Here is a 21,253-nt window from a genome sequence, read left to right on the forward strand (position 1 = left end):
CTTAATAACATACCTACCAGTTGGTATGTTTATTTTGGAATGATTAATGAATTCGGTAACATTGGCCTATGGCTTACTGTCATTAGCGATTATCTCAGAAGTAATTGGTTCGACATTTTTGGTGAAATCAGAAGGGTTTACCAAACTTGCGCCTTCATTGGCTGTCGCAGTTTTATTCTGTTTGGCATTTTATTTATTGTCTCAGGTGATTAAAGTCATACCACTTGGTATTGCTTATGCCATTTGGGCAGGCGTTGGTATTGTTTTAACTGCACTAATTGGCTACTTTATCTTTCGTCAAAGTTTAGACCTCCCAGCCATGTTAGGGATAGGCCTGATTGTTTCAGGTGTGGTCGTGATCAACCTGTTTTCAACTTCAGCTGGACACTAATATGGATAATCCGCATCAGCGCAAGAAAGAACCTCAACTGATACGCCAAAGTATTTTGCAGCATGCAATCCGTCTTGCTGCAGATAAAGGTGTCAACGGGGTGTCGATTCAAGCCGTTGCGGATTTAGTTGGGGTCACAAAAGGCGGGGTATTTCATCATTTTTCAAACAAACAAAAGCTCTTAGAGTCCATGATCGTCATGCTTTTGGCTCAATTAGACGAAGTCGTTGACCGTTTAATTGACGAAGACCCTGAGCCGTACGGTCGCTTTACCCGAGCCTATATTGAAATTACCTTAGAAAAACAAATCATGGGTTTGCAACTGTCATGGTCCGCGATTTCGATGACCATGCTGACCGATAAAACATTTAATGAATATTGGATTGAATGGATGAACTCACGTTTAGAGCGACATCATCAGACCGATTCAGATATAGAACTGAAAATTGTTCGTTATGCAGCTGATGGTATTTGGCTCACCGCTTTTACAGAAGTGGAAGACGAAAGTGAAACCCAATTATTAAAACAAGAACTGATCGCCCGAACGTATCGAGCGAAATAGATTAAATAACTGATTTTACATACGTAAAAGTAATTACGCATTTTTAAAATGATTTTTAAGTCTATTCGACAGAGTCTTACATCTAGGGATTGAATAAAGGGATTAGCCTTCGGCTGGAGGTACTCTTGAAATGTTGTTTCTCATTCGGCAAAATGAGAAGCGTGCTACGTAAGGAAACCATCTTGCGGAGCATTGCTCCTCACCGCAAAACTTGTTCACTAGTGTCTAATTATTCAAAGTACCGCAAAAACATTTTTGATTAGAAATAGTCCTTTATCAAACACTTGCGTATGACCTTACCGCGTATCATTCTTTTATTTGAAGCAAATTATTTAACTGAGGGCTTAATTTCTTTTATATTTGAAAATAGCATGTACGACTAAACCAAAGACCAATCCCCAAAACGCGGAACCAATACCAAAAAATTGTACGCCCGATGCACTAAACAAGAAGGTGAGTAGAGCAGCGTCACGTTCACTCGCTTCTTGGAAAGCAATGACGATGTTGTGTCCAATGGTGCCTAGTAGGGCAATGCCTGCTAAAGCGGTAATAAATACCAATGGGAAAGCGGTTAAGAAACTCACCAAAGTGGCTGCAAACAGGCCCATCAAAATATAAAAGAAGCCACAGGTCATACCTGCGATATAGCGCTTTTTCTCATCGGGGTGGGCTTGGTCATCTAGACTGATGGCAGCACTAATCGCAGCAATATTGACACTAAAACATCCAAATGGCGCGAGTAGCGTTTGGGCTGTCCCAGTCCAACCGATCAGTTGATTAACGTGGGGTTGATAGCCATAACTTTTAATCATGGCTAAACCCGGTAAGTACTGAGAGGCCATATTGATTACAAAGAGTGGTAGCGCCAAACCCAGTATTGCTGAGATCGAAAATTCAGGTGTGACCCAAACCGGCTGTGCGAGTTCTAAATTAGGCGCCGGTAATTGAAAGCCAAGTAACAATGGACAAAGCATAATGCCAATGATCACCGTAATGACAATGCTATAACGTGGTAACAGTCGTTTACTGATGATATAAGCCGCGAGTAAACCCAGAACGAATGCCCATTCATTTTGTAAACTGACAAATAGCTCAATACCAAATTTAAGGAGTACACCCGCCAACATTGCACTAGTTAGACATTGCGGGATATAGCGCAGTATTTTTTCAAAAATGCCTAAAAATCCAAGTATTGCTGTCAATAAGCCACAGACCAAGAAAGCACCTAGGGCGGCATTCATGCTGTAACCATTTGCAGTCGCTAAAATCAGTGCCAGTCCTGCAGTGGACCATGAAGTCGCAACGGGATATTTAAATTTCCAAGACAGAATCAGCCCGCTTAAGCCGATACCCAAACCTAGGGCCCAAAACCAAGAGGTTATTTCTGCAGTGTTGGCACCGAGCATTTGTGCAGATTGGATCACCAAAACAGCCGAGACACTGATCCCGACTAAGAACGTAATAAAACCTGCAAAAGCAGCTGGAATGGAGAAGTCTTGTAGTAGTTTTTGCATAATGATCGAGCTATGACTATTGTTGGCGCAGATTTAAGATGACATTTTTCAGGATGATACGCTCAAGTCCTGTACAGTAAAAGTGCTCATCGAGATATTATGGAAATACTTTATTTATTCACAAATGACACTTTAACAAACGGCACTTTAATAGAACGAATCGACAACCTACATTGAGGATGTTTCAACCATTCAAAAGTTTAAAGGCATATAGATTTTTAAGTAAAAAAACAGAAATACTTTGCCCATGTCGTTTACATGGTAGAAGTCGCAAGCTTTAGACCAAATCCACAAAATAGAAGACCAACCGCTGCTACACAGCATGCCGTAAATTTATAACGATGGCTAAAATAAGTGGCCAGTTTTGCACCGGAAAAGATTAAAATCGTTAAATAGCTCATACTGATAATTTGCAATACGATCGCTAGTGCGGTGAATGTAATCGCAGGATATGGATATGCAGGATCGACGAATTGCACAAAGAACGATAAGTAAAAAAGAATGGCTTTAGGGTTTAAAATACTGATGGTTAATGCGGTCTTAAACGGTTTCAGTTCGCTCAAACTCAGTTGTTTGGTGTCGAGTTGTTCTGGCGTTTGAACGGCATTCCATGTTTGGTAGGCAGCCTTGAAAAGTTTGATACCTAAATAACTTAAATACAGCGCACCGACAATTTTTAATAATAAGAATAACCAAGGGAAGGCATGAAGTAAGGATGCAGCACCGAGAGCAGTGAGTAAGATTAAGATCAAATCGCCAGTATAAACGCCAAAAGCGCCTAAATAGCCGACCTTAATGCCATAGCGAGAGGCAACAGACATGACATAAAGTGAATTTGGACCGGGTAAAATCACAATTAATATCGTACCAATAATAAAGGTCGTTAAGTCTGTGATTCCAAACACTGAAGACACTCAAATAAAAAACCGAAGCTGTAGTATACAACTTCGGTTCTGGATGAAACTGAAAATTTCTAATTTAAGCTTTAATTTCAGCATCTAAGCCAAAAGATTGACGCAGTAGGCTACTTAGTTGCTCACGTGCTTTAATAAAACCATCAATACCGCCTTGTAAAAGTTGGAAAGACATTAAGTCTTTTTCAACTTCAGCTTTGAAAGTTTGCTTGTCGAGCACTTGTACATCGTGTTGACAGTGTGCATGCGCATGATGATTAGACAGTTGCACTTCCACGGTACGCTGATCTTTTTCCAGTTCTGCCAATAAATTTGGTGAAACCGTCAATAAATCACAACCTGCTAAACCAAGCACTTGATCAATACTACGGAAGCTAGCACCCATAATTTCAGTTTTGATGTCATGTTGTTTGTAGTAGTGGTAAATCTGCTTCACTGATAACACGCCCGGATCTTTCTCAATCGGGTAGCTATCCACATTTTCAGCTTTTTTGTACCAATCTAAAATACGACCAACAAATGGCGAAATCAGCGTGACTTGAGCATCTGCACAGGCTTGAGCTTGATGCAAACCAAACAACAGAGTCAGATTACAGTGAATGCCTTCAGCTTCAAGGGCTTTAGCGGCTTGAATACCTTCCCACGTTGAGGCAATTTTAATTAAGATACGGTTTTGATCGATACCATACTGTGCATATAAAGCCAATAACTCTTTAGCTTTTGCAATGGTGGCATCAGTATCATAGGACAAGGCTGCATCGACTTCTGTAGAGACACGTCCTTCGATCAATTTTAAAATTTCTACACCAAATTTGACCGTAAGAATATCGATGGTGCGCTCAACCAGCTCATCATTTTGATAACCTTCTTTACGCGCTTGTTCAAAAGCACTTTCAATTAGTTCTTTATTTTCAGGTTGATTTGCCGCTGCTGTAATTAAAGATGGATTTGTGGTCGCATCCAATGGACGGAATGTATTAATCGCAGCTAAATCACTGCTGTCAGCAACAATCGTTGTTAGGCTTTTTAATTGGTTTAACGCATTTTGAGTCATTTGAAATCTAGTTCTTAATGTTCTTGGTGTACATACTTTTATAACACAATCTGTTTAGAACCCAACCAAAAAACGCCCAATTAGGCAGTCTAAATCGTAGTTTTTCGTGAATTTCGGATGTGATTAATCAAAAAATGAGCAGCCGAGCCGAGAGGTTTTTCACGGTTCCAGACCAAGTCGACGAAATATTCAAATTTGGGTGTGAAATCTTGAAAGCTTAAGATTTTGAGTTGATCTTTGAGCGTCGGATTTTCATTAAACATCTCGAGGGGAAGCACACCCCAACCCAGACCTTGAATAATCATAGAACAGGCTGAGTGGTGGTTATCTGTACGCCAACTGTGTTTGGAAAATAACAATTCTGGTTTGATGCTTTTATCACGACTTGCAACCACGATTTGCCGACTTTGCAAAATTTGCTCAAAACTGACTTGCTTAAATTTCGACAGGGCATGTTTTGTCGCCGCAACTGGAACCAGTGCTTCACGCTTTAATTCAACAAATTGTTCATAACTCTCAAGCTGTTCACGTTCAAACATTAGAGCAAGCTGTGCTTGACCTTGTAATAGCATCTTTTGGGCATCTTCTTGAGGCGCAGAAAAAATATTGATTTGCAAAGATGGAAAATGAGTTTCTAGCAAAGAGATATAGTCGGTCCACTGCGTATGTAGTAGCTCTGATACCACCACGATATTCAGTGAAGACTCTAAACCATGACTCAGTGCAATTGCATGCTGTTTCCACTGATTAATTTCTATTAATAATTGTTCAGTTTTTTCGTATAGGTTAAGCGCTTGAGCGGTGGGCACAGGTTCACGACCAACGCGCTCAAACAGTTTAAGGTTGAGATCAATTTCGAAATTCGCAATGGACATGCTGACTGCCGATGGCACTTTGCCGAGTTGTCTGGCGGCTGCGGAAAATGATCCTGTTTCCATGACTGTTTTAAAAATCATCAGTTGTTCTTGATTAATATTCATGTGCATATAAAAAATAAAGGAATACAACCTTTCAATAATATTGAAAGAACCTAACTCGATTAATCAATAATATAAAAATAAAATGTGATTTTTACAAATGATAGAGTGTTTCAAAATGACGATTTCCAAGAGAAGGATTATCCATGCGCTAAGCTATGAGATCATCCTATTGGTGATCATTGCTATTGCGTTAAGTTTTATTTTTAAAGTTCCGATGGAGGTGACAGGTACGCTCGGTATTGCAATGGCGGTCACTTCTGTGATTTGGAACATGATTTTTAATCATTATTTTGAAAAATTTGAAGCAAAAAGAAAGTTAAAAAGAACCTTTGGTGTACGTGTTTTACATGCAATTGGATTTGAGGGCGGTTTAATGCTTGCAACCATCCCAATGGTGGCTTATGCCATGCATATGACCTTATGGCAGGCGATTTTGCTCGATTTTAGTATGACCATGTGTATTTTAGTCTATACATTTATTTTCCAATGGTGCTATGACCAGATTGAGGCGCACTTGGGTTACCAACCACAATATCGTTAAATTTCAATAAGAAAATTACATTGGCCTGTATTGATAACTACAGGCCTTTTTTGCATTAAAATAGTGCAAAAATTTACAAATAACAATATATAGGCTTTGTTGCACAAACCTATCTGTAAAGGCTTTTTCAGCGATATAATTTTCAAATGAAGAAGCCTACACACAAAATCTATCGCACAACCAATTGGCCCGCATATAACCGAGCACTCATGAGTCGCGGAAATATTGCCATTTGGTTTGATCCTGCTACGCAATGGTATGCTCCATCAAAAGGCAAACAAGGGCGAAATCAAACCTACTCCGACGCAGCTATCCAATGCTGCTTAATGATTAAATCCTTATTCCGTCTATCTTTACGTATGGTCACTGGCTTTGTGCAAAGTCTGATTAAACTTTGTGGATTAAATTGGACCGCATCAGATTACAGTACGCTTTGCAGAAGACAAAAACATATTGATATTGCGATTAATTATCAAAAAAGCAGTGGTGGGCTTAACTTGCTGGTAGACTCTACCGGTCTAAAGTTTTTAGGTGAAGGTGAATGGAAAAGGAAGAAACATGGACCTGAATATCGTCGCCAATGGCGTAAACTTCATATTGGTATAGATGCTGAAACCCTTCAAATACGCGCCATTCAACTCACTACAAATAATGTGAGTGATTCACAAGTGCTTGGTGATTTACTCGATCAGATTCCACAAGATGAGCAGATTGACTCTGTTTATACCGATGGAGCTTATGACACCAAGCAATGCCGTCAGGTCATTGCAGATCGGCAAGCGCATGCGGTGATTCCACCTAGAAAAAATGCGAAACCATGGAAAGATACAAAGATCAGCTCGCTAGCGCGAAATGAATTACTTCGAACGGTTAATCTTGCGAAGCAGTGCTTCTCAGGCAGGACATTATGGAAAAAATGGTCCGGCTATCATTGCCGAAGTTTGGTCGAAACTAAGATGCATTGCATCAAATTATTGGGGGATAAACTCAGTGCAAGAAAATTTGATAGCCAAGTCAATGAAATTCATGCACGTGTAGCAGTCCTCAACAGATTTACGGAATTAGGTCGACCACTTACCCAAGTTACGCCTTAAATTTGGCTCAATTAGGGGGCTTTGTATTTCAAATCTTTGTGCAACAAAGCCATGTATAGGTATAAAAAAAACCGCTCATATGAGCGGTTTTTTATAGTGCAGATTAATTATTTTTCAATAATCGCTGTTACGCCTTGACCACCCGCAGCACAGATAGATACAAGTACACGGCCTGAACCTTTTTGGTTCAATAGTTTTGCAGCAGTTGCGATAATACGACCGCCAGTTGCAGCAAATGGGTGACCTGCAGCAAGAGATGAACCTTTCACGTTCAATTTAGAACGATCAATTGAACCCAATGGTGCATCTAAGCCTAAACGTTCTTTACAGAATTTAGGATCTTCCCATGCTTTTAGTGTAGATAATACTTGAGATGCAAATGCTTCATGAATTTCATAGTAATCGAAGTCTTGTAGTGTAATGCCTGCACGTTCAAGCATACGAGGCACTGCATACGCAGGCGCCATCAATAAGCCTTCTTTTTTCTCTACAAAGTCAACCGCCGCTGTTTCTTGGAAGGTTAAATAAGCAAGCACTTCGTGACCGTTTGCTTTTGCCCATTCTTCTGACGCAAGAAGGACACATGATGCACCATCAGTTAGTGGAGTCGAGTTACCCGCGGTCATGGTACGCGCATCGCCTTTACCAAATGCTGGTTTTAACTTCGCTAGTTTTTCTACTGATGAGTCTGCACGTAAGTTGTTGTCACGCTCTAAACCAAGGAATGGCGTAATCAGGTCATCGAAGAAACCTTCTTCATATGCAGCTGCCATTTTTTGATGTGAAGATGCAGCAAGTTCGTCTTGCGCTTCACGAGAGATACCCCATTCAAGTGTCGTAATCGCTTGATGGTCACCCATAGAAAGACCTGTACGTGGTTCACCGTTCTTCGGTGCATCCATTAAATCTTTAACATTAATTTTAGTTAATGCTTTTAGGCGGTCTTTACCTGTTTTAGCAATGTTTAATTCAAGTAAAGCTTTACGTAAACCATCACCAAAAGCGATCGGTGCATCAGAGGTTGTATCTACACCGCCAGCAACACCCACTTCGATTTGACCCAAAGCAATTTTATTAGCAACCAAGAAAGCAGCTTGTAAACCTGTACCACATGCTTGTTGAATATCGTAAGCAGGTGTTTCAGGAGCAAGTTCAGTATTGAGTACACACTCACGGGTCATGTTAAAGTCACGACTATGTTTTAACACTGCGCCAGCAACAACTTCACCAAGGCGTTGACCTTGAAGGTTGAAACGTTCAACAAGACCATTTAATGCTGCGGTGAACATGTCGCTGTTTGAAGCAGTGAAGTAAGCGCCGTTAGAACGAGCGAAAGGAATACGATTACCACCGATAATAGCAACGCGGCGAACTGTGTTTTGACTCATGGTATTATCCTGTTGAACAGACGTTTGAGTTGTTGATTTTGAAGCTGTTTTAGGGTTTGAAGCGGGTGTCTTATTACGTGTAGATGCACGACGAGGACGGCTCGTTTTAGCGGCATCACTTGTAGACTTGGTTGCTGTGCCCGTACTTTTAGCGGTACGTGGTGTACTCTTTGATGTATTTGACACAGTTTCCGTGGTCGGAGTTTCGACTGCTGGATTTTCTTGAGTTGTTTTGCTCATAAGGCTTTTCCAAGCATGTGGATGATCTTCTTGTTGGGTACATTAGCATATTCACCAAATGGGTAAATTGACTAAAATGACATTCGCTAAAGCATTCAGGTCAAGCCATCTGCGGTTTAACTCAAGTATGATTCCATGGAAACTGATGGAACTATTGAAATATAAGTATCTGACATCATCTTGAAGTTAAAGGGATATCTTCAGATCCATCAAAAATTAATCTGTATGAGAGATAATAAACATGACTGATCAATACCAAACATTTGCAAAATCTCCTATTGGTAAATTTGTCATCAAAAATTTAGGTTTACCATCACCGACTTTTTTAGAGCGTTTTGAGTCTGCAACACCTGTAGTAAAAGGTGCGGTTTTATTCGGTGCAGCGCCTGCTTCAACATTATCTGGTGCTATTGCACAAGTCTTGGCAAATATTCATGCCAATAGCTATGCAGGCAATAATGCTGAATTACAACAAGCTGCGGCAAAATCAGGTCTAAACTTAAGCGCATTCAACGAAGGCGATAAAGAGTCTAAGTTTAAAGTTGTGGTATTTGATGCTTCAGGTATTCAAAACTCAGAACAACTGCATGCCCTATATGCATTTTTTAACCCAATCGCACGTCAAATTCAGGCGTCTGGTCGCGTTGTCGTTGTTGGTACAACACCAGAGACTGCGAAAACTGTGAAACAAGCCATTGCACAACGTGCATTAGAAGGTTTTGTAAAATCAGTGGGTAAAGAGTTTAAGAAAGGGATTGCTGCACAGTTAGTCTATGTAGACGAAGGTGCTGAAGCAAACTTAGAATCTGCATTACGTTTTGTGATTTCACCACGTTCAGCTTATGTATCGGGTCAGGTGATTCGTGTATCTAAAGCAGATGTTGTGGATGTTGACTGGAATAAGCCGCTTGCAGGCAAAACAGCTGTAGTAACAGGTGCAAGCCGTGGTATTGGTGAAGCAATTGCGCATGTATTGTCACGTGATGGCGCGCATGTCATTTGTTTGGACGTTCCACAGCAGCAAGCTGACCTTGACCGTGTTGCAGGTGAAATTGGCGGTTCTACGCTCGCGATTGATATTACTGCAAGCGATGCCGGTGAAAAAATCAAAGCGGCGGCAGCTGCTCAAGGTGGTTTGGATATCATCGTGCACAATGCAGGGATTACCCGTGACAAAACTTTGGCCAATATGAAGCCTGAGCTTTGGGATTTGGTGATTAACATTAACTTGTCTGCGATTGAGCGTGTAAATGATTACCTTCTTGAAAATGATGGCTTCAATGCAAATGGTCGTATTGTTTGCGTATCTTCTATTTCAGGTATTGCAGGTAACTTAGGTCAAACCAACTATGCTGCTTCTAAAGCTGGTGTAATTGGTGTGGTTAAATTTACTGCTCCATTATTGAAAAATGGCGTAACCATTAATGCTGTTGCTCCAGGCTTTATTGAAACGCAAATGACTGCTGCGATTCCATTTGCAATCCGTGAAGCAGGTCGTCGTATGAACTCGATGAGTCAAGGTGGTTTACCTGTAGACGTTGCAGAAACGATTGCGATGTTTGCTTCAACTGCGTCGACTGGCTTGAACGGTAACGTGGTACGTGTGTGTGGTCAAAGCTTGTTAGGGGCTTAATTAATCCCTCCCGACCTCCCTTTGAAAAAGAGAGGAGAAGTCCCCCTTTATCAAAGGGGGATGAGGGGGATTTAAAATATCCTTCTTTAAAAGGAAGGGAACTTTATAAAGATAAAACTTCCAAAGGTTTAGTATGAATACTCGCCATTTTAGTCAACTTCCAAAACCTTATTTAGCCTATCCAAAAGTGATTCAAGGCTTGATTTTTAAAAAGCCTAAAGCTGAAAAAGTGCTGCCGCTAGTTGAATATGTGGTGGATTCATTTAAGGTCGATCAAAAACATTTAAAAGCCTATAACGAAGTGTGTGGCTTTAAAAATAATGGTTATATCCCAGCGATTTATTTGGCTGTGCTTTCTCAAAGTTTGCAAATGCATATGATGACTACGGAAGCTTTTCCATTTGCGATCTTAGGTTTGGTACATATTCGTAACCAAGTGAAGCAATATCGCAAAGTTGGTGTAAATGAAACACTGTCATTGTCATGCAAATTTGGTGAATTACAGCCACATGATAAAGGCGTGCAATTTGACTTTATTACCACTGCAAAAGTGGGCGATGAAGTGGTTGTAGAATCATTAACCACGTATTTAGCACGTCAAAAAACCGAGAACAAAGCTGCGGCAAAATCTACCGAAACAAAGTCAGCTGAGTTGCAAGTTCAAGCTGAATGGAATGTTTCTGAAAATACCGGTCGCCGTTATGCGTTGACTTCTGGTGACTTTAACTTGATTCATATTCATGCTGTAACCGCTAAAGCGTTTGGTTTTAAACAAGCCATTGCACATGGTATGTGGAGTAAAGCCAAAGCCTTGTCGAGCTTAACTTTGCCAGATGCCTATGAAGCGGATGTCTGGTTTAAATTACCGATGTATTTGCCTTCTCAAGTTGAGTTCCTTACTGCACAAACGGGTAAAGATACAGAGTTTGCTATTCGAAATAGTAAGAACAAAAAGCCGCATGTCGCGGGAAGTGTAAAGGCACTTTAAGACTTAAGCCTAAATCGATATCGGTTTAGGCTTTTTTGTTTTAATCTCAAGCGATTCATATTCAAAGGAATGATGATGCAGGCGCTCAAAGAATATCTATTTGCACAGAAGAATAATTTTCAAGGTACGGTTGACGAGGCGTTTCAAGATTTGGCGGCGCAATTTAGCCGGATGCAGGATGCTCGAACCCACTTAGGCGGAGCCGCCTTAGTGGTGTATTTTAAAGGTCAAAAAGTCGTGGATATTTGGACTGGTAAAAAGTCAGCTGAAGAAGCTTGGCAGTCCAATACGCCCTCGGTCTGTTATTCCACGGGTAAAGGCGTACTTGCAACGCTTGCACATATCTTAGTGAGCGAAGGCTTTCTTGATTACGATACTCCCGTTGCCGCATATTGGCCGGAGTTTGCTCAAAATGGTAAGTCGGATATCACATTAAGGCACATGCTGAGTCATCAAAGTGGTTTATACGATATCCGTAATATCATTGAAACAGCATCTGAAATGGCTGATTGGCCACATATGCTTAAAGTCATCGAACAAGCCAAACCACGTTTTGAACCGACAACTGATGCAGCATATCAACCATTAACCTTCGGTTGGCAAGTCGGTGGTGTACTTGAAAAGGCCACAGGTCGACCGCTTGCTGAACTAATGCAACACTATTTGGTTGAGCCTTTGGCATTGGATCATGCTTTTTTTGGTGTACCAGAGCATCAACTTGGTAAGGTTGCACGCTTGATTCCGAAAAAGAAAAAAGAAGAACGCACTATAGATGCTTCTGTTCAAGAAAATACCCAAGCGCAGACAACGAAAAAAAAGACCGAGACACGAAAACCGTCAATCTTTGATCAGCTCCTGCAAATTTCAGGACAAAATTTGCAAGACTTTCAAGATGGTATGATTCCAAAAGGGATGCGCAAGTTTTCATTTTTTAGTGATGAGGGTTTGCAAGCCATTATTCCTGCGGCAACAGGCGTATTTAGTGCTAATAGTTTAGCGAAAATCTATGCAATGCTAGCCAATCATGGCCAGTGGCGAGGACAGACCTTAATCACACCACAAGTTTTTGAATCTTTAAGTAAAATTCAATATAAAAAACGTGATCGTATTATGCCTTTACCGATGAATTGGCGTTTGGGATATCATCGAATTTTAACTTTAGGTAAATCTAGTGAAGGTTTTGGACATATTGGTTTTAATGGTTCTGGGGCCTGGTGTGATCCGCAGCGTGATTTAAGTTTTGCGTATACACATAACTTTGCGACGGGTTCGATCACGGGCGATTATCGCTTATGGGGCCTAACTCAAGAAACCTTACGCTGTGCAGATAAAGTATTAAAAGGGCGTAAAGGCTGGATTTAAGATACTTCGGAATAGAACAGAAATTGGGGAAATGTGAAAAATATGCTATTTTGCCTCGCAGTTTTAGACTGCTGTGATATCCCTATGAAAAAAGTTGTTTTGATTCCCTTAGTAGCAACGTCGGCAATGTTGGGTTGTCAGGATTCAACTCAAACGAAATCAAAGGAGATAGAAGCAATTACTGCTGAAAAACAGCATGCAGCATGGGTCGGTAATTTTAAAGGCATAACACCTTGTATGGGCTGTCTTTCTCGTTGTGAAGATTGTCCCGGTATGGCTGTGGCTCTTGAGCTACATGAAGACCAAACCTATACACTTACTCGTGAAAGTCTAAGTGGTCATAACGAAGTAGAAGTGCTAAAAGGTGTAATTCGTTTTAAAGATGAATCAAAGCAGCAGCTAGAACTCATGAATGTGCAAACGCGCAATCTTTTGTATGTAGATTTGGATCAGCAATTGCTAGAAATTCGTGAAGACCAGACGGCGAAACGCTATCAAATGCAGAGTGATTTCCTTTTAAATAAAGCAGTTTAAGCAGTCGTAATTTATATTAAATTTGCCTGATCATTGTGATAGCTCAAGATCGGATTTTTATTGTCCAAACTCTGCCATTTATTTCACTATTAGACAAAAAAACAGTATGCTTACACCTGTAAAAAGGAGCATACATGTATCAAGTACTTGCACGAAAATACCGTCCACGAAATTTCATTGAACTCGTGGGGCAAAACCATGTGTCACGCGCACTTACCAGTGCCTTAGAACGTGGTCGGTTACATCATGCGTATTTATTTACAGGTACTCGAGGTGTGGGTAAAACCACCATTGCCCGTATTTTGGCAAAATGTCTGAACTGTGAAACGGGTGTAACTTCAACGCCGTGTGAAGTCTGCCCAACGTGTAAAGCAGTAAATGAAGGCCGTTTTATTGATTTAATTGAAATCGATGCGGCATCACGGACCAAAGTTGAAGATACTCGAGAACTTCTCGACAACGTTCCTTATGCTCCAACCCAAGGTCGCTTCAAGGTTTATCTAATCGATGAAGTGCATATGCTCTCTACGCATTCATTTAATGCGTTATTAAAGACTTTGGAAGAGCCGCCAGAGCATGTGAAGTTCTTATTTGCAACCACAGATCCTCAAAAATTACCGATTACTGTCATTTCACGTTGCTTGCAATTTACTTTGCGTCCTTTAGCTGTGGATGAAATCACCACGCATCTGACTGATATTTTACAAAAAGAACAAATTCAAGCGGAGCAAGATGCGATTTGGCAAATTGCTGAATCGGCTCAAGGCTCACTGCGTGATGCGCTGTCACTGACTGACCAAGCCATTGCCTATGGTCAGGGTTCAATTCAGCACCAAGATGTTAAAGACATGTTGGGCCTAATTGACCGTACGATTATTTATGATTTGATTTTAGCCATTCATCAAAATCAGCGTGAACGCGTGAGTGCTTTACTCATGCAATTCCGTCAACAAGCACTGGATGTTTCACTGGTATTGGATCAGTTAATTTCGACTTTGCATGAACTGGCATTATTACAATACTTGCCAGACTTAGCGTTGAAATATAGCGCTGAGATCAATCAAAAAATTATGCAATTGTCGCAGTTAATTTCAGCTCAAGACTTGCAGTTGTATTATCAAGTCGCATGTAAAGGTCGGGCAGACTTGCAGTTGGCTGTGACACAAGAGCAAGGTTTTGAGATGTGTGTGCTACGTCTATTAGCATTCCGTCCATTACAGCCGAACGAAATGTTGGTCTCTGCCGTACAGCAAGAATCAGCAGCACAGCCACAGCTTGCTCAAAATCAAGTCAATACAGTTCAGCCGACTCAAACACGGTCTTTGCAGAAACCTAATACTGTTGTTGATGCTGCTGAGCAGGTTGTCGCTGTTGAGCAGCATGAAGTTGTATCTACAGTAGATACATCGCCAGCTTTCGACGATTTTGATGATTCACATTATGATGACGATGATGGCTTTGCTTCTGCACCTGCAGTTGATGAGCCTTCATCTGATGATTTTTTAGATGATCCTGAAGAAGACGCAATAAGCCAAACTTCTAAAGCATCTACAGCAAATGGCACTCTAGATACGCAAGAGGTTGCACCGGTTGAGTCTGTATCGACACAGCAAAATGACACGCTTGTTATGGATGCCGTGGCAGAAGATACATTATTTGATTTAGATCCGACGCCCAGTACTGAAACTGAAGAAGTTGATGTGAGCGCTATAAATTTTGAAGATATTGCACCTTTAGAACCAACAGCTTTAGAGTCAAAAAGTGTAGAGCCCGAAACAGCTCAGCCACATTTGATAAATGCCATTGAACCACAACATGTGGTGAATGAATCAGTTTCGGGTGCTCAAGGCGACAATGGTTTTGATCTAGCTCCACCACAAGTTACGCAAAGTTCCGTTTCTTCGGATGCTGTTCAAACGGGTTCATCTTCTACCTTGATGCCACAAGATATTTTGACTTTACAGCCTCAGACCCTTGAAGGTGAGTGGACGGTCGAAAAGTGGGAGTATTGGTTCCGAAATAGTCAACTTTCACCTGCGGTACAAGAGTTGGCGCAGCATGGCATTATGCGAGGTACGATTGACGGTGAATCGACTTTCCATATTCCAAAGCGATACGAAGCTTTAGTGACTCAATTACAGCATGTATTGGAACAAGCCATTCATGCACAATGGTCAAAATGTCGTTTCCATATCAGCTTTGAAGATGTCGAAGAAACCACACCGTTTGCTTTACAACATGTCCGCAAGGAAAAAGCCTTTGCACGTGCAAATGAGTTATTACATGCTGAGCCTGTTGTGAAAGACTTACTCAAAAGCTTTGATGGTGAGTTGCAAAATATCCAGCTCAAATAAGTTTCAAGCTGGATATAAAAATTAAAGTAAAAATTGAGTTAAAGCATCTCGCATATCTTCGGGTATCGAGGTGCTTTTTCGTGTTTGGCGGTCAACAAATACATGCACGAAATGTCCTTGAGCTGCAGCCTCATTTTGTCCTTGTTTAAAAATGGCTAAGTCATAGCGCAGTGAAGAATTACCAATTTTTTCAATCGCAACTCCAACTTCAATGATTTCTGGATAGGACAGCTCTTGTAAAAAGCTGCAGGCTGAATCGACCACTAAACCAATGATCGGGGTATTTCGCAAATCAAAACCGGCATGTTGAATCAAGAGTGCATTTGCAGCAGTATCAAAATAGCTGTAATAGGTGACATTATTGACATGACCATACATATCGTTGTCTGCCCAACGTGTTTGGATTGGAAATAAAAATCGATAGTTTTGGCGGCGTTTAGTTTCAGGTTTCATCGTTGGTATTTTCTTTATTTCAAAATGAGTGAACTTTAGGCATAGATCGATTGGTAAATCTGGCGAGCGTCTTCAAACTGCAGTTCTCGCGGATTATTTTGTAATAGTCGCGTTTGTAATAGCGCATCTTCTGCTAAACGATCAAGCATATTTTCAGGCACATTGAGTTGACTGAGTTTAAGCACCAAACCGCTCTGATCTAAATGATTTTGCATATGATCAATAAATAAATCACATAAACCATCGGTACAGCCTGTACTGTATGGATCTAGCCAACTCATGAGTTCTGCATAATGCTGCTTGGCCTGAGGTGCATTAAACTTTAACACTTCAGCGAGAACCAGTGCATTGGTATGACCATGCGAGAGATGAAAGTGTCCACCGAGTGGATAGGCGAGTGCATGTACCGCTGCAACAGGCGCATTAGCAAAGGCCTGACCTGCAAGCATTGAACCGACTAGCATGTGCTGACGCGCTTCGAGGTTATGTCCATCTTGTAAAACCAGTGCTAAGTTTTTATTTAATAAACGCAAAGCTTGTTTGGCGAGCATATCCGCATACGGATTTTTTTTAATTTTTGACGTATAGGCTTCAATGGCATGCACCATTGCATCGATACCGGTTGCTGCGGTAATGTGTGCGGGAAGATTTAATGTAAAGTTCGCATCGAGGATACAGACGTCGGCGTACAGTACAGGGGAGACAATACCTGTTTTGGTGGTTTCACCTGTAGTGACGATAGAGATTGGTGTGACTTCAGAGCCGGTCCCTGCCGTTGTCGGAATCAAAATGAGCGGTAAGCGTGGTCGTTTTGCATTAGCAACACCATATAAATCACGGATCTGCTGTGTTTGCTTAGGATGAGCCAAGATCGCAATAATTTTAGCCACATCCATTGAACTGCCACCGCCAAAACCAATAATCAAATCTACTTTTTCATTTTTGGCAAATTGAACTGCATCTAAAACTATATGTTCTGCAGGGTCAGCTTGAATACTGGAATAAATCACATAGTCTTGATGGATACTTTCTAAAATATCTAAAATGGGTAAATGTAATTGTTGTTGCAACATACCGGGGTCGGTCACAAGCATAACACGCTTGGCTTGAAAGTCGCCTAGGACCTCTCTCAATTGGGAAATAGAGCCTAAGCCTGAAATAATATTGCTGACGGTTTGAAACTGAAATTGACTCATTGGCTTATCCCTAATTTTTTATATCCAAATAAACATTATTCTTGAGTGTTGATATAGGATTCATCCTATAAATAACTTAACATAAGACGCTTGAAATAAAAGTAGTCTTGAGGTTGTTATGTCATCCAGCACGCCATATAAGGTGTTGTGTGTTTGTTTAGGAAATATTTGCCGTTCACCTACGGCTGAAGTGGTTCTCAGACATTTTTGTGATGAAGCGCAACTCAATATTCACGTCGACTCTGCGGGTACGAGCAATTATCATCCGGGCAAAGCGCCTGATCTTCGTAGCCAACAGCATGCAAAATTACGAGGCTATAACTTATCTGCATTACGCGCACGTCAGTTAACGGTTCATGATTTTATTGAATTTGATTTGATTTTGGCCATGGACTACGAAAATTTAGACAATATTCAAAACCTCATGCAAAAGGCGCAGCAACAATTCGGTCAACTACGTGCCCAAGTGTCTTTGATGAGTCAACATGATCACCAATATCCGCAACAAGAAGTACCAGATCCGTACTATGGTGGTGATGCAGGGTTTGAACATGTATTAGATCAATGCGAATCTAGCAGTCAGGCGTGGGTCAATTATTTAAAAACTCAGTTACAAGCACAGCAAAAAAATTAAGGTTTAAGAATGCAAATTCAAACTCAGGTTCAGCTTAAGCCATTTAATACATTAAGCCTCGATGCTGTAGCATCTCATTATGTACGTGTTCAATCGGTAGAAGAAATTAAAGCAGCGCTCGACTTTGCCAAAGCTGAGCAATTAAATGTATTGGTACTTTCAGGAGGCAGTAATATGCTGTTGCCTGAGCACATACATGCTTTAGTGATGCATATGGATATTCAAGGTATTGAATATGTACAAGACGATGCCGCAACCCAAACTTTAAAAGTGGGCGCAGGGCAAGTGTGGCATGACTTTGTGCTTTGGACGACGGCACACCAGTTTTATGGCTTACAAAATTTGGCACTGATACCTGGTTTAGTCGGTGCTTCACCTGTGCAAAATATTGGAGCTTATGGTGTTGAGGCGGGTGAATTTATTGAATCTGTGCAGGTCTATGACCGAGTAACAGAACAGCAAAGTAGTATTAGCGCTGCCGATTGCCATTTTTCATATCGTCATAGTATTTTTAAAGATGAGCCAGAGCGTTTTATTATTACGCATGTCACGTTTAAACTTTTAAAACATGCCGATTTAAAATTAAATTATGGTGATTTAAAGCAGGCAGTAGGTGAAGACTTAAGTGCAGAAAACCTACAACAACAAGTCATTCATATCCGTCAAACCAAACTTCCAGATCCAAAAGAATTTCCAAATGTCGGAAGTTTCTTTAAAAATCCTGTGATTAGCCAGCAAGCCTTTGACCAAATTGCGCTGCAATTTCCAAATTTACCCCATTATCCACAACCGAATAATGCGGTAAAACTGGCAGCGGGCTGGTTGATTGATCAAGCGGGTTGGAAAGGGAAATCTGTGGGTTCAGTGGGTATGTTCCATAAGCAAGCTTTGGTGTTGGTCAATTATCAGGACGCTACGCTGCAAGATGTACGTACAACATACAAAGCTGTACAACATGATGTTTTTGAAAAATTTAATATTGAACTACATCCTGAGCCTGTATTATTTGATACAAATGGCTTGATTCGATCTCACGCAGATCAATAAAAACACATAGGTTTTAGATTTATGCATAAAACACATTGGATGGTTCGCTTAGTACAAATTGCTGCAGTGCTATTTGTACTTTTGGGCTGTCTAATGATTTTTATCTATACGCCGTTTTATTCTAAATTGATCGTTAAAAGTTTAAATTATTTCGTTCCTGTAGAAGTCAATCAGCTCGCAGCGCAAAGTCAAAAACTCGGCGCCTTGAGTGATGATGATAACTATGAGCCGGGTTCTGACTTATGGATAGCGCGCCAAGCGTATTTAAAACTCATGGAGCAAGCCATACAGTCTGATGAGCCTCAAGATTTAACCCTTATACAAGCACGTTATAAGGCGTTACAGCAGCTCATTGAAGAAGAACATGAAAAAGAAAAGAATGATAGTCAAAAGGACATACCGAAAGTACCTCTGCTGAATCTTTCTGCGTCCGAGGCGGCTTCTTCTGAAGCATTGGCGGAAAATCCTGCTCAAAAAATGAAAGAGCTGCTTGAGCTCAATAGTGCGGAAAATAAAGGACTGATGACTCAATATACCGAGTTCTTAAAAACCCATGAAATTGAGCAAGCGGCTTCAGAAGCGGAACCGATCGATGATGAAACATATCTTGATCTGGCCAAAATGAAAGATAAAACCCTGAAGCAGCTAACCGCAGAGCCGTATGCGATCGTGGTGTTAGGTGGTGGTTTAACCTTAGATAAAAATGATAAAGATATCGTAGTGAATGACTACACACGACTTCGACTGGAAAAAACACTCGATGTCGAACGTGCCAATAAGTTACCGATTGTACTGAGTGGTGTTGAAGCACCGTATATGCAAGCATGGTTAAAGCAATATGATGTCGATGCGAAATTGCTTGAAGACCGCAGTATGAATACTTGCGAAAATTCGCGTTTTAGTTCGTTGCTTTTACAGAAAAAAGGTGGGGCACCGACGGTTATTTTAATCACTGACCAATATCATATGCCTCGAACACGTCGTTTATTTGCATTAAATGGTATCGAAACCATTCCTGTTGTTGCACCTATGCCAACGACACTAACCACATGGCGACCAAGTGAAAAAAATTATGACCATAGTCGTCGTGCCAATTATGAATTATTAGCCACCTTACGTGATGTTTGGTTTGGCTCAAGTGACTGTCGGGAGGTCCCATAATGTCAGATATCCCATTTCTTAATCCTTCGATTCTTAAACAATTAGATCTTCCAGTTCCAAGTCGAGAATTAACCCCACAAGTATTAGAACCGCTGAATTTAAATCGACCGTTTGAGCCTAGTGTTGAAATACAGTCATATCGACGACTTTATGGTTTAGATGCCTTGAACTGTGAACATTGGCAAGGATATGTAGAAATGCCTTTGTTCAAATTACATGTACAAGTATTTCAACCGAAACTGAAAACTGAAACGGATGTCATTAAAGGCACTGTATTTTTATTGCATGGTTATTTAGAGCATAGTGGAATATATCAGCCGATTATTCGTGAACTCTTAGATCAAGGTTTTAGTGTTTTAACCTATGATTTACCGGGGCATGGTCTAAGTAATGGATCGCCAGCCAGTATTCAAAACTTTGATCATTACCAACAAGTTTTGGAAGCAGTATATCGTTATGTGAAACATGCGGCTCAACTACCAACCCCATGGTTAGGGATTGGGCAGAGCACGGGTGGAGCGATTTGGCTGCATCATCTGTTAGATTTTGCTGAACATCGCAAAAACCCTTATGTCGAACGGGTTTTATTATTATCTCCGCTGATTCGCCCTGCAAAAACGGCATGGTGGCATAACTCGGTTGGATTAGGCATTATTCGTCGTATTAAACGTGAAGTGCCACGTCATTTTAGACGGAATAATCATAACCCTGAGTTTTTACGTTTTGTCCGCTTAAAAGATCCACTACAACCTCGAATGATGGGGATGGATTGGATTTTGGCCATGTCAAAATGGATGCAGGAGATGGAAGAACGCCCAGCGTGCCGTATTCCAGTGTGGTTAGCGCAAGGCGCACAGGATCAAACTGTAGATTGGCGTTATAACATTGAGTTTATACGTCGTAAATTTCGTTTACAGACGCTTCTCATGCTTGAAGAAGGTTCGCATCAGCTGATTAATGAACGTGCCGATATTCGTGCTGCATTAACAGGTTTGATCCCGGCATTCTTGCATGCTCAATCCAACAGTAAGTCTTATTACTAACTGATGTTACGCACGTAAAAGTAATTACGCATTTTTAAAATGATTTTTTAATTTTATTCGACGGAGTCTTACATCTAGAGATTAAATAAAAGGATGAGCCTTCGGCTGGAGGTACTCTTACGAAACATTGTTTCTCATTAGGCAAAATGAGAAGCAAAGCTTCGCAAGGA

At 40.8% G+C, this 21,253-nt stretch carries 20 protein-coding genes; 13 read left to right on the top strand and 7 right to left on the bottom strand.

The window, feature by feature from the left end; translation table 11 throughout:
* Positions 1–46 precede the first annotated feature (46 nt).
* Together FTU29_RS13095 and FTU29_RS13100 are read left to right on the top strand one after the other, a co-directional pair.
* Entirely contained in the window at positions 47–391 is a 345-nt protein-coding gene (locus FTU29_RS13095; RefSeq protein WP_078188613.1) for an SMR family transporter, read from the top strand.
* Between the two features lies 1 nt (position 392).
* Positions 393–953, top strand: coding sequence for a TetR/AcrR family transcriptional regulator (locus FTU29_RS13100; protein WP_180122297.1), 561 nt, complete (start codon positions 393–395; stop codon positions 951–953).
* Between the two features lie 344 nt (positions 954–1,297).
* On the opposite strand, the gene FTU29_RS13105 is transcribed toward FTU29_RS13100, so the two are convergent.
* The 4 genes from FTU29_RS13105 to FTU29_RS13120 all read right to left on the bottom strand — a co-directional run bounded on the left by FTU29_RS13105 (position 1,298) and on the right by FTU29_RS13120 (position 5,415).
* On the bottom strand, positions 1,298–2,467 hold the full coding sequence (locus FTU29_RS13105) for a benzoate/H(+) symporter BenE family transporter (RefSeq protein ID WP_180122298.1): 1,170 nt from the start codon (positions 2,465–2,467) through the stop codon (positions 1,298–1,300).
* A gap of 254 nt (positions 2,468–2,721) precedes the next feature.
* Positions 2,722–3,372 carry a leucine efflux protein LeuE gene (gene leuE / locus FTU29_RS13110; RefSeq protein WP_180060075.1) on the bottom strand — a complete coding sequence of 217 codons (651 nt, stop codon included), beginning with the start codon at positions 3,370–3,372 and terminating at the stop codon, positions 2,722–2,724.
* A gap of 73 nt (positions 3,373–3,445) precedes the next feature.
* Positions 3,446–4,435, bottom strand: a complete 990-nt coding sequence (gene tal / locus FTU29_RS13115) for a transaldolase (protein ID WP_168377762.1) — start codon at positions 4,433–4,435, stop codon at positions 3,446–3,448.
* 89 nt (positions 4,436–4,524) lie between these two features.
* Positions 4,525–5,415 carry a LysR family transcriptional regulator gene (locus tag FTU29_RS13120; protein WP_111884264.1) on the bottom strand — a complete coding sequence of 297 codons (891 nt, stop codon included), beginning with the start codon at positions 5,413–5,415 and terminating at the stop codon, positions 4,525–4,527.
* A 115-nt stretch (positions 5,416–5,530) separates the two neighbouring features.
* On the opposite strand from FTU29_RS13120, the gene aceI reads away from it, so the two are divergent.
* Both aceI and FTU29_RS13130 read left to right on the top strand, forming a co-directional pair.
* Positions 5,531–5,956 carry a chlorhexidine efflux PACE transporter AceI gene (aceI, locus tag FTU29_RS13125; protein WP_168377760.1) on the top strand — a complete coding sequence of 142 codons (426 nt, stop codon included), beginning with the start codon at positions 5,531–5,533 and terminating at the stop codon, positions 5,954–5,956.
* A gap of 146 nt (positions 5,957–6,102) precedes the next feature.
* Positions 6,103–7,050 carry an IS5 family transposase gene (locus FTU29_RS13130; RefSeq protein WP_180122299.1) on the top strand — a complete coding sequence of 316 codons (948 nt, stop codon included), beginning with the start codon at positions 6,103–6,105 and terminating at the stop codon, positions 7,048–7,050.
* A gap of 107 nt (positions 7,051–7,157) precedes the next feature.
* On the opposite strand, the gene FTU29_RS13135 is transcribed toward FTU29_RS13130, so the two are convergent.
* Positions 7,158–8,678, bottom strand: coding sequence for an acetyl-CoA C-acetyltransferase (locus FTU29_RS13135; protein ID WP_078193989.1), 1,521 nt, complete (start codon positions 8,676–8,678; stop codon positions 7,158–7,160).
* Positions 8,679–8,919: 241 nt separating this feature from the next.
* Here FTU29_RS13135 and FTU29_RS13140 point away from each other — a divergent pair, with 241 nt between their 5' ends.
* From FTU29_RS13140 to dnaX, 5 genes are all read left to right on the top strand, one after another.
* Positions 8,920–10,311, top strand: coding sequence for a 3-oxoacyl-ACP reductase (locus FTU29_RS13140; protein ID WP_180007894.1), 1,392 nt, complete (start codon positions 8,920–8,922; stop codon positions 10,309–10,311).
* Between the two features lie 133 nt (positions 10,312–10,444).
* Entirely contained in the window at positions 10,445–11,299 is an 855-nt protein-coding gene (locus FTU29_RS13145; RefSeq protein ID WP_180122300.1) for a MaoC/PaaZ C-terminal domain-containing protein, read from the top strand.
* Between the two features lie 75 nt (positions 11,300–11,374).
* On the top strand, positions 11,375–12,661 hold the full coding sequence (locus tag FTU29_RS13150; protein WP_180122302.1) for a serine hydrolase: 1,287 nt from the start codon (positions 11,375–11,377) through the stop codon (positions 12,659–12,661).
* Between the two features lie 84 nt (positions 12,662–12,745).
* Positions 12,746–13,195, top strand: coding sequence for a copper resistance protein NlpE N-terminal domain-containing protein (locus FTU29_RS13155; RefSeq protein WP_180035285.1), 450 nt, complete (start codon positions 12,746–12,748; stop codon positions 13,193–13,195).
* A 134-nt stretch (positions 13,196–13,329) separates the two neighbouring features.
* Complete coding sequence (gene dnaX / locus FTU29_RS13160; RefSeq protein WP_180122304.1) at positions 13,330–15,549, top strand: DNA polymerase III subunit gamma/tau; 2,220 nt, start codon at positions 13,330–13,332, stop codon at positions 15,547–15,549.
* Positions 15,550–15,570: 21 nt separating this feature from the next.
* Here the strand turns inward: dnaX and FTU29_RS13165 are convergent, their stop codons facing one another.
* Together FTU29_RS13165 and FTU29_RS13170 are read right to left on the bottom strand one after the other, a co-directional pair.
* Positions 15,571–16,002: a thioesterase family protein gene (locus FTU29_RS13165; protein WP_180035283.1), complete on the bottom strand. Its 432-nt coding sequence runs from the start codon at positions 16,000–16,002 to the stop codon at positions 15,571–15,573.
* A 35-nt stretch (positions 16,003–16,037) separates the two neighbouring features.
* Complete coding sequence (locus tag FTU29_RS13170; RefSeq protein WP_180122306.1) at positions 16,038–17,198, bottom strand: iron-containing alcohol dehydrogenase; 1,161 nt, start codon at positions 17,196–17,198, stop codon at positions 16,038–16,040.
* Between the two features lie 118 nt (positions 17,199–17,316).
* On the opposite strand from FTU29_RS13170, the gene FTU29_RS13175 reads away from it, so the two are divergent.
* The 4 genes from FTU29_RS13175 to FTU29_RS13190 are packed head-to-tail and all read left to right on the top strand — an operon-like array spanning position 17,317 to position 21,083.
* Positions 17,317–17,832: a low molecular weight protein-tyrosine-phosphatase gene (locus FTU29_RS13175; RefSeq protein ID WP_111884272.1), complete on the top strand. Its 516-nt coding sequence runs from the start codon at positions 17,317–17,319 to the stop codon at positions 17,830–17,832.
* Positions 17,833–17,841: 9 nt separating this feature from the next.
* Positions 17,842–18,879 carry a UDP-N-acetylmuramate dehydrogenase gene (murB, locus tag FTU29_RS13180; RefSeq protein WP_180122308.1) on the top strand — a complete coding sequence of 346 codons (1,038 nt, stop codon included), beginning with the start codon at positions 17,842–17,844 and terminating at the stop codon, positions 18,877–18,879.
* Positions 18,880–18,900: 21 nt separating this feature from the next.
* Positions 18,901–20,040 (top strand): YdcF family protein, encoded by a 1,140-nt coding sequence (locus FTU29_RS13185; RefSeq protein ID WP_180122310.1) that lies wholly within the window; start codon positions 18,901–18,903, stop codon positions 20,038–20,040.
* On the top strand, positions 20,040–21,083 hold the full coding sequence (locus FTU29_RS13190) for an alpha/beta hydrolase (RefSeq protein WP_111884274.1): 1,044 nt from the start codon (positions 20,040–20,042) through the stop codon (positions 21,081–21,083). Before FTU29_RS13185 ends, FTU29_RS13190 begins: the two co-directional genes overlap by 1 nt.
* Positions 21,084–21,253: the final 170 nt, after the last annotated feature.

Source organism: Acinetobacter sp. YH12086 (genome assembly GCF_013419345.1).
Taxonomy (GTDB): domain Bacteria; phylum Pseudomonadota; class Gammaproteobacteria; order Pseudomonadales; family Moraxellaceae; genus Acinetobacter; species Acinetobacter amyesii.

Excerpts from the sequence above, each read along its gene's own strand:
- FTU29_RS13095 (WP_078188613.1), top strand. The coding sequence starts at position 47 with ATGAATTCGGTAACATTGGCCTATGGCTTACTGTCATTAGCGATTATC.
- FTU29_RS13100 (WP_180122297.1), top strand. The coding sequence starts at position 393 with ATGGATAATCCGCATCAGCGCAAGAAAGAACCTCAACTGATACGCCAA.
- FTU29_RS13105 (WP_180122298.1), bottom strand. The coding sequence starts at position 2,467 with ATGCAAAAACTACTACAAGACTTCTCCATTCCAGCTGCTTTTGCAGGT.
- tal (WP_168377762.1), bottom strand. The coding sequence starts at position 4,435 with ATGACTCAAAATGCGTTAAACCAATTAAAAAGCCTAACAACGATTGTT.
- FTU29_RS13120 (WP_111884264.1), bottom strand. The coding sequence starts at position 5,415 with ATGAATATTAATCAAGAACAACTGATGATTTTTAAAACAGTCATGGAA.
- aceI (WP_168377760.1), top strand. The coding sequence starts at position 5,531 with ATGACGATTTCCAAGAGAAGGATTATCCATGCGCTAAGCTATGAGATC.
- FTU29_RS13130 (WP_180122299.1), top strand. The coding sequence starts at position 6,103 with ATGAAGAAGCCTACACACAAAATCTATCGCACAACCAATTGGCCCGCA.
- FTU29_RS13135 (WP_078193989.1), bottom strand. The coding sequence starts at position 8,678 with ATGAGCAAAACAACTCAAGAAAATCCAGCAGTCGAAACTCCGACCACG.
- FTU29_RS13140 (WP_180007894.1), top strand. The coding sequence starts at position 8,920 with ATGACTGATCAATACCAAACATTTGCAAAATCTCCTATTGGTAAATTT.
- FTU29_RS13145 (WP_180122300.1), top strand. The coding sequence starts at position 10,445 with ATGAATACTCGCCATTTTAGTCAACTTCCAAAACCTTATTTAGCCTAT.
- FTU29_RS13150 (WP_180122302.1), top strand. The coding sequence starts at position 11,375 with ATGCAGGCGCTCAAAGAATATCTATTTGCACAGAAGAATAATTTTCAA.
- FTU29_RS13155 (WP_180035285.1), top strand. The coding sequence starts at position 12,746 with ATGAAAAAAGTTGTTTTGATTCCCTTAGTAGCAACGTCGGCAATGTTG.
- dnaX (WP_180122304.1), top strand. The coding sequence starts at position 13,330 with ATGTATCAAGTACTTGCACGAAAATACCGTCCACGAAATTTCATTGAA.
- FTU29_RS13165 (WP_180035283.1), bottom strand. The coding sequence starts at position 16,002 with ATGAAACCTGAAACTAAACGCCGCCAAAACTATCGATTTTTATTTCCA.
- FTU29_RS13170 (WP_180122306.1), bottom strand. The coding sequence starts at position 17,198 with ATGAGTCAATTTCAGTTTCAAACCGTCAGCAATATTATTTCAGGCTTA.
- FTU29_RS13175 (WP_111884272.1), top strand. The coding sequence starts at position 17,317 with ATGTCATCCAGCACGCCATATAAGGTGTTGTGTGTTTGTTTAGGAAAT.
- murB (WP_180122308.1), top strand. The coding sequence starts at position 17,842 with ATGCAAATTCAAACTCAGGTTCAGCTTAAGCCATTTAATACATTAAGC.
- FTU29_RS13185 (WP_180122310.1), top strand. The coding sequence starts at position 18,901 with ATGCATAAAACACATTGGATGGTTCGCTTAGTACAAATTGCTGCAGTG.
- FTU29_RS13190 (WP_111884274.1), top strand. The coding sequence starts at position 20,040 with ATGTCAGATATCCCATTTCTTAATCCTTCGATTCTTAAACAATTAGAT.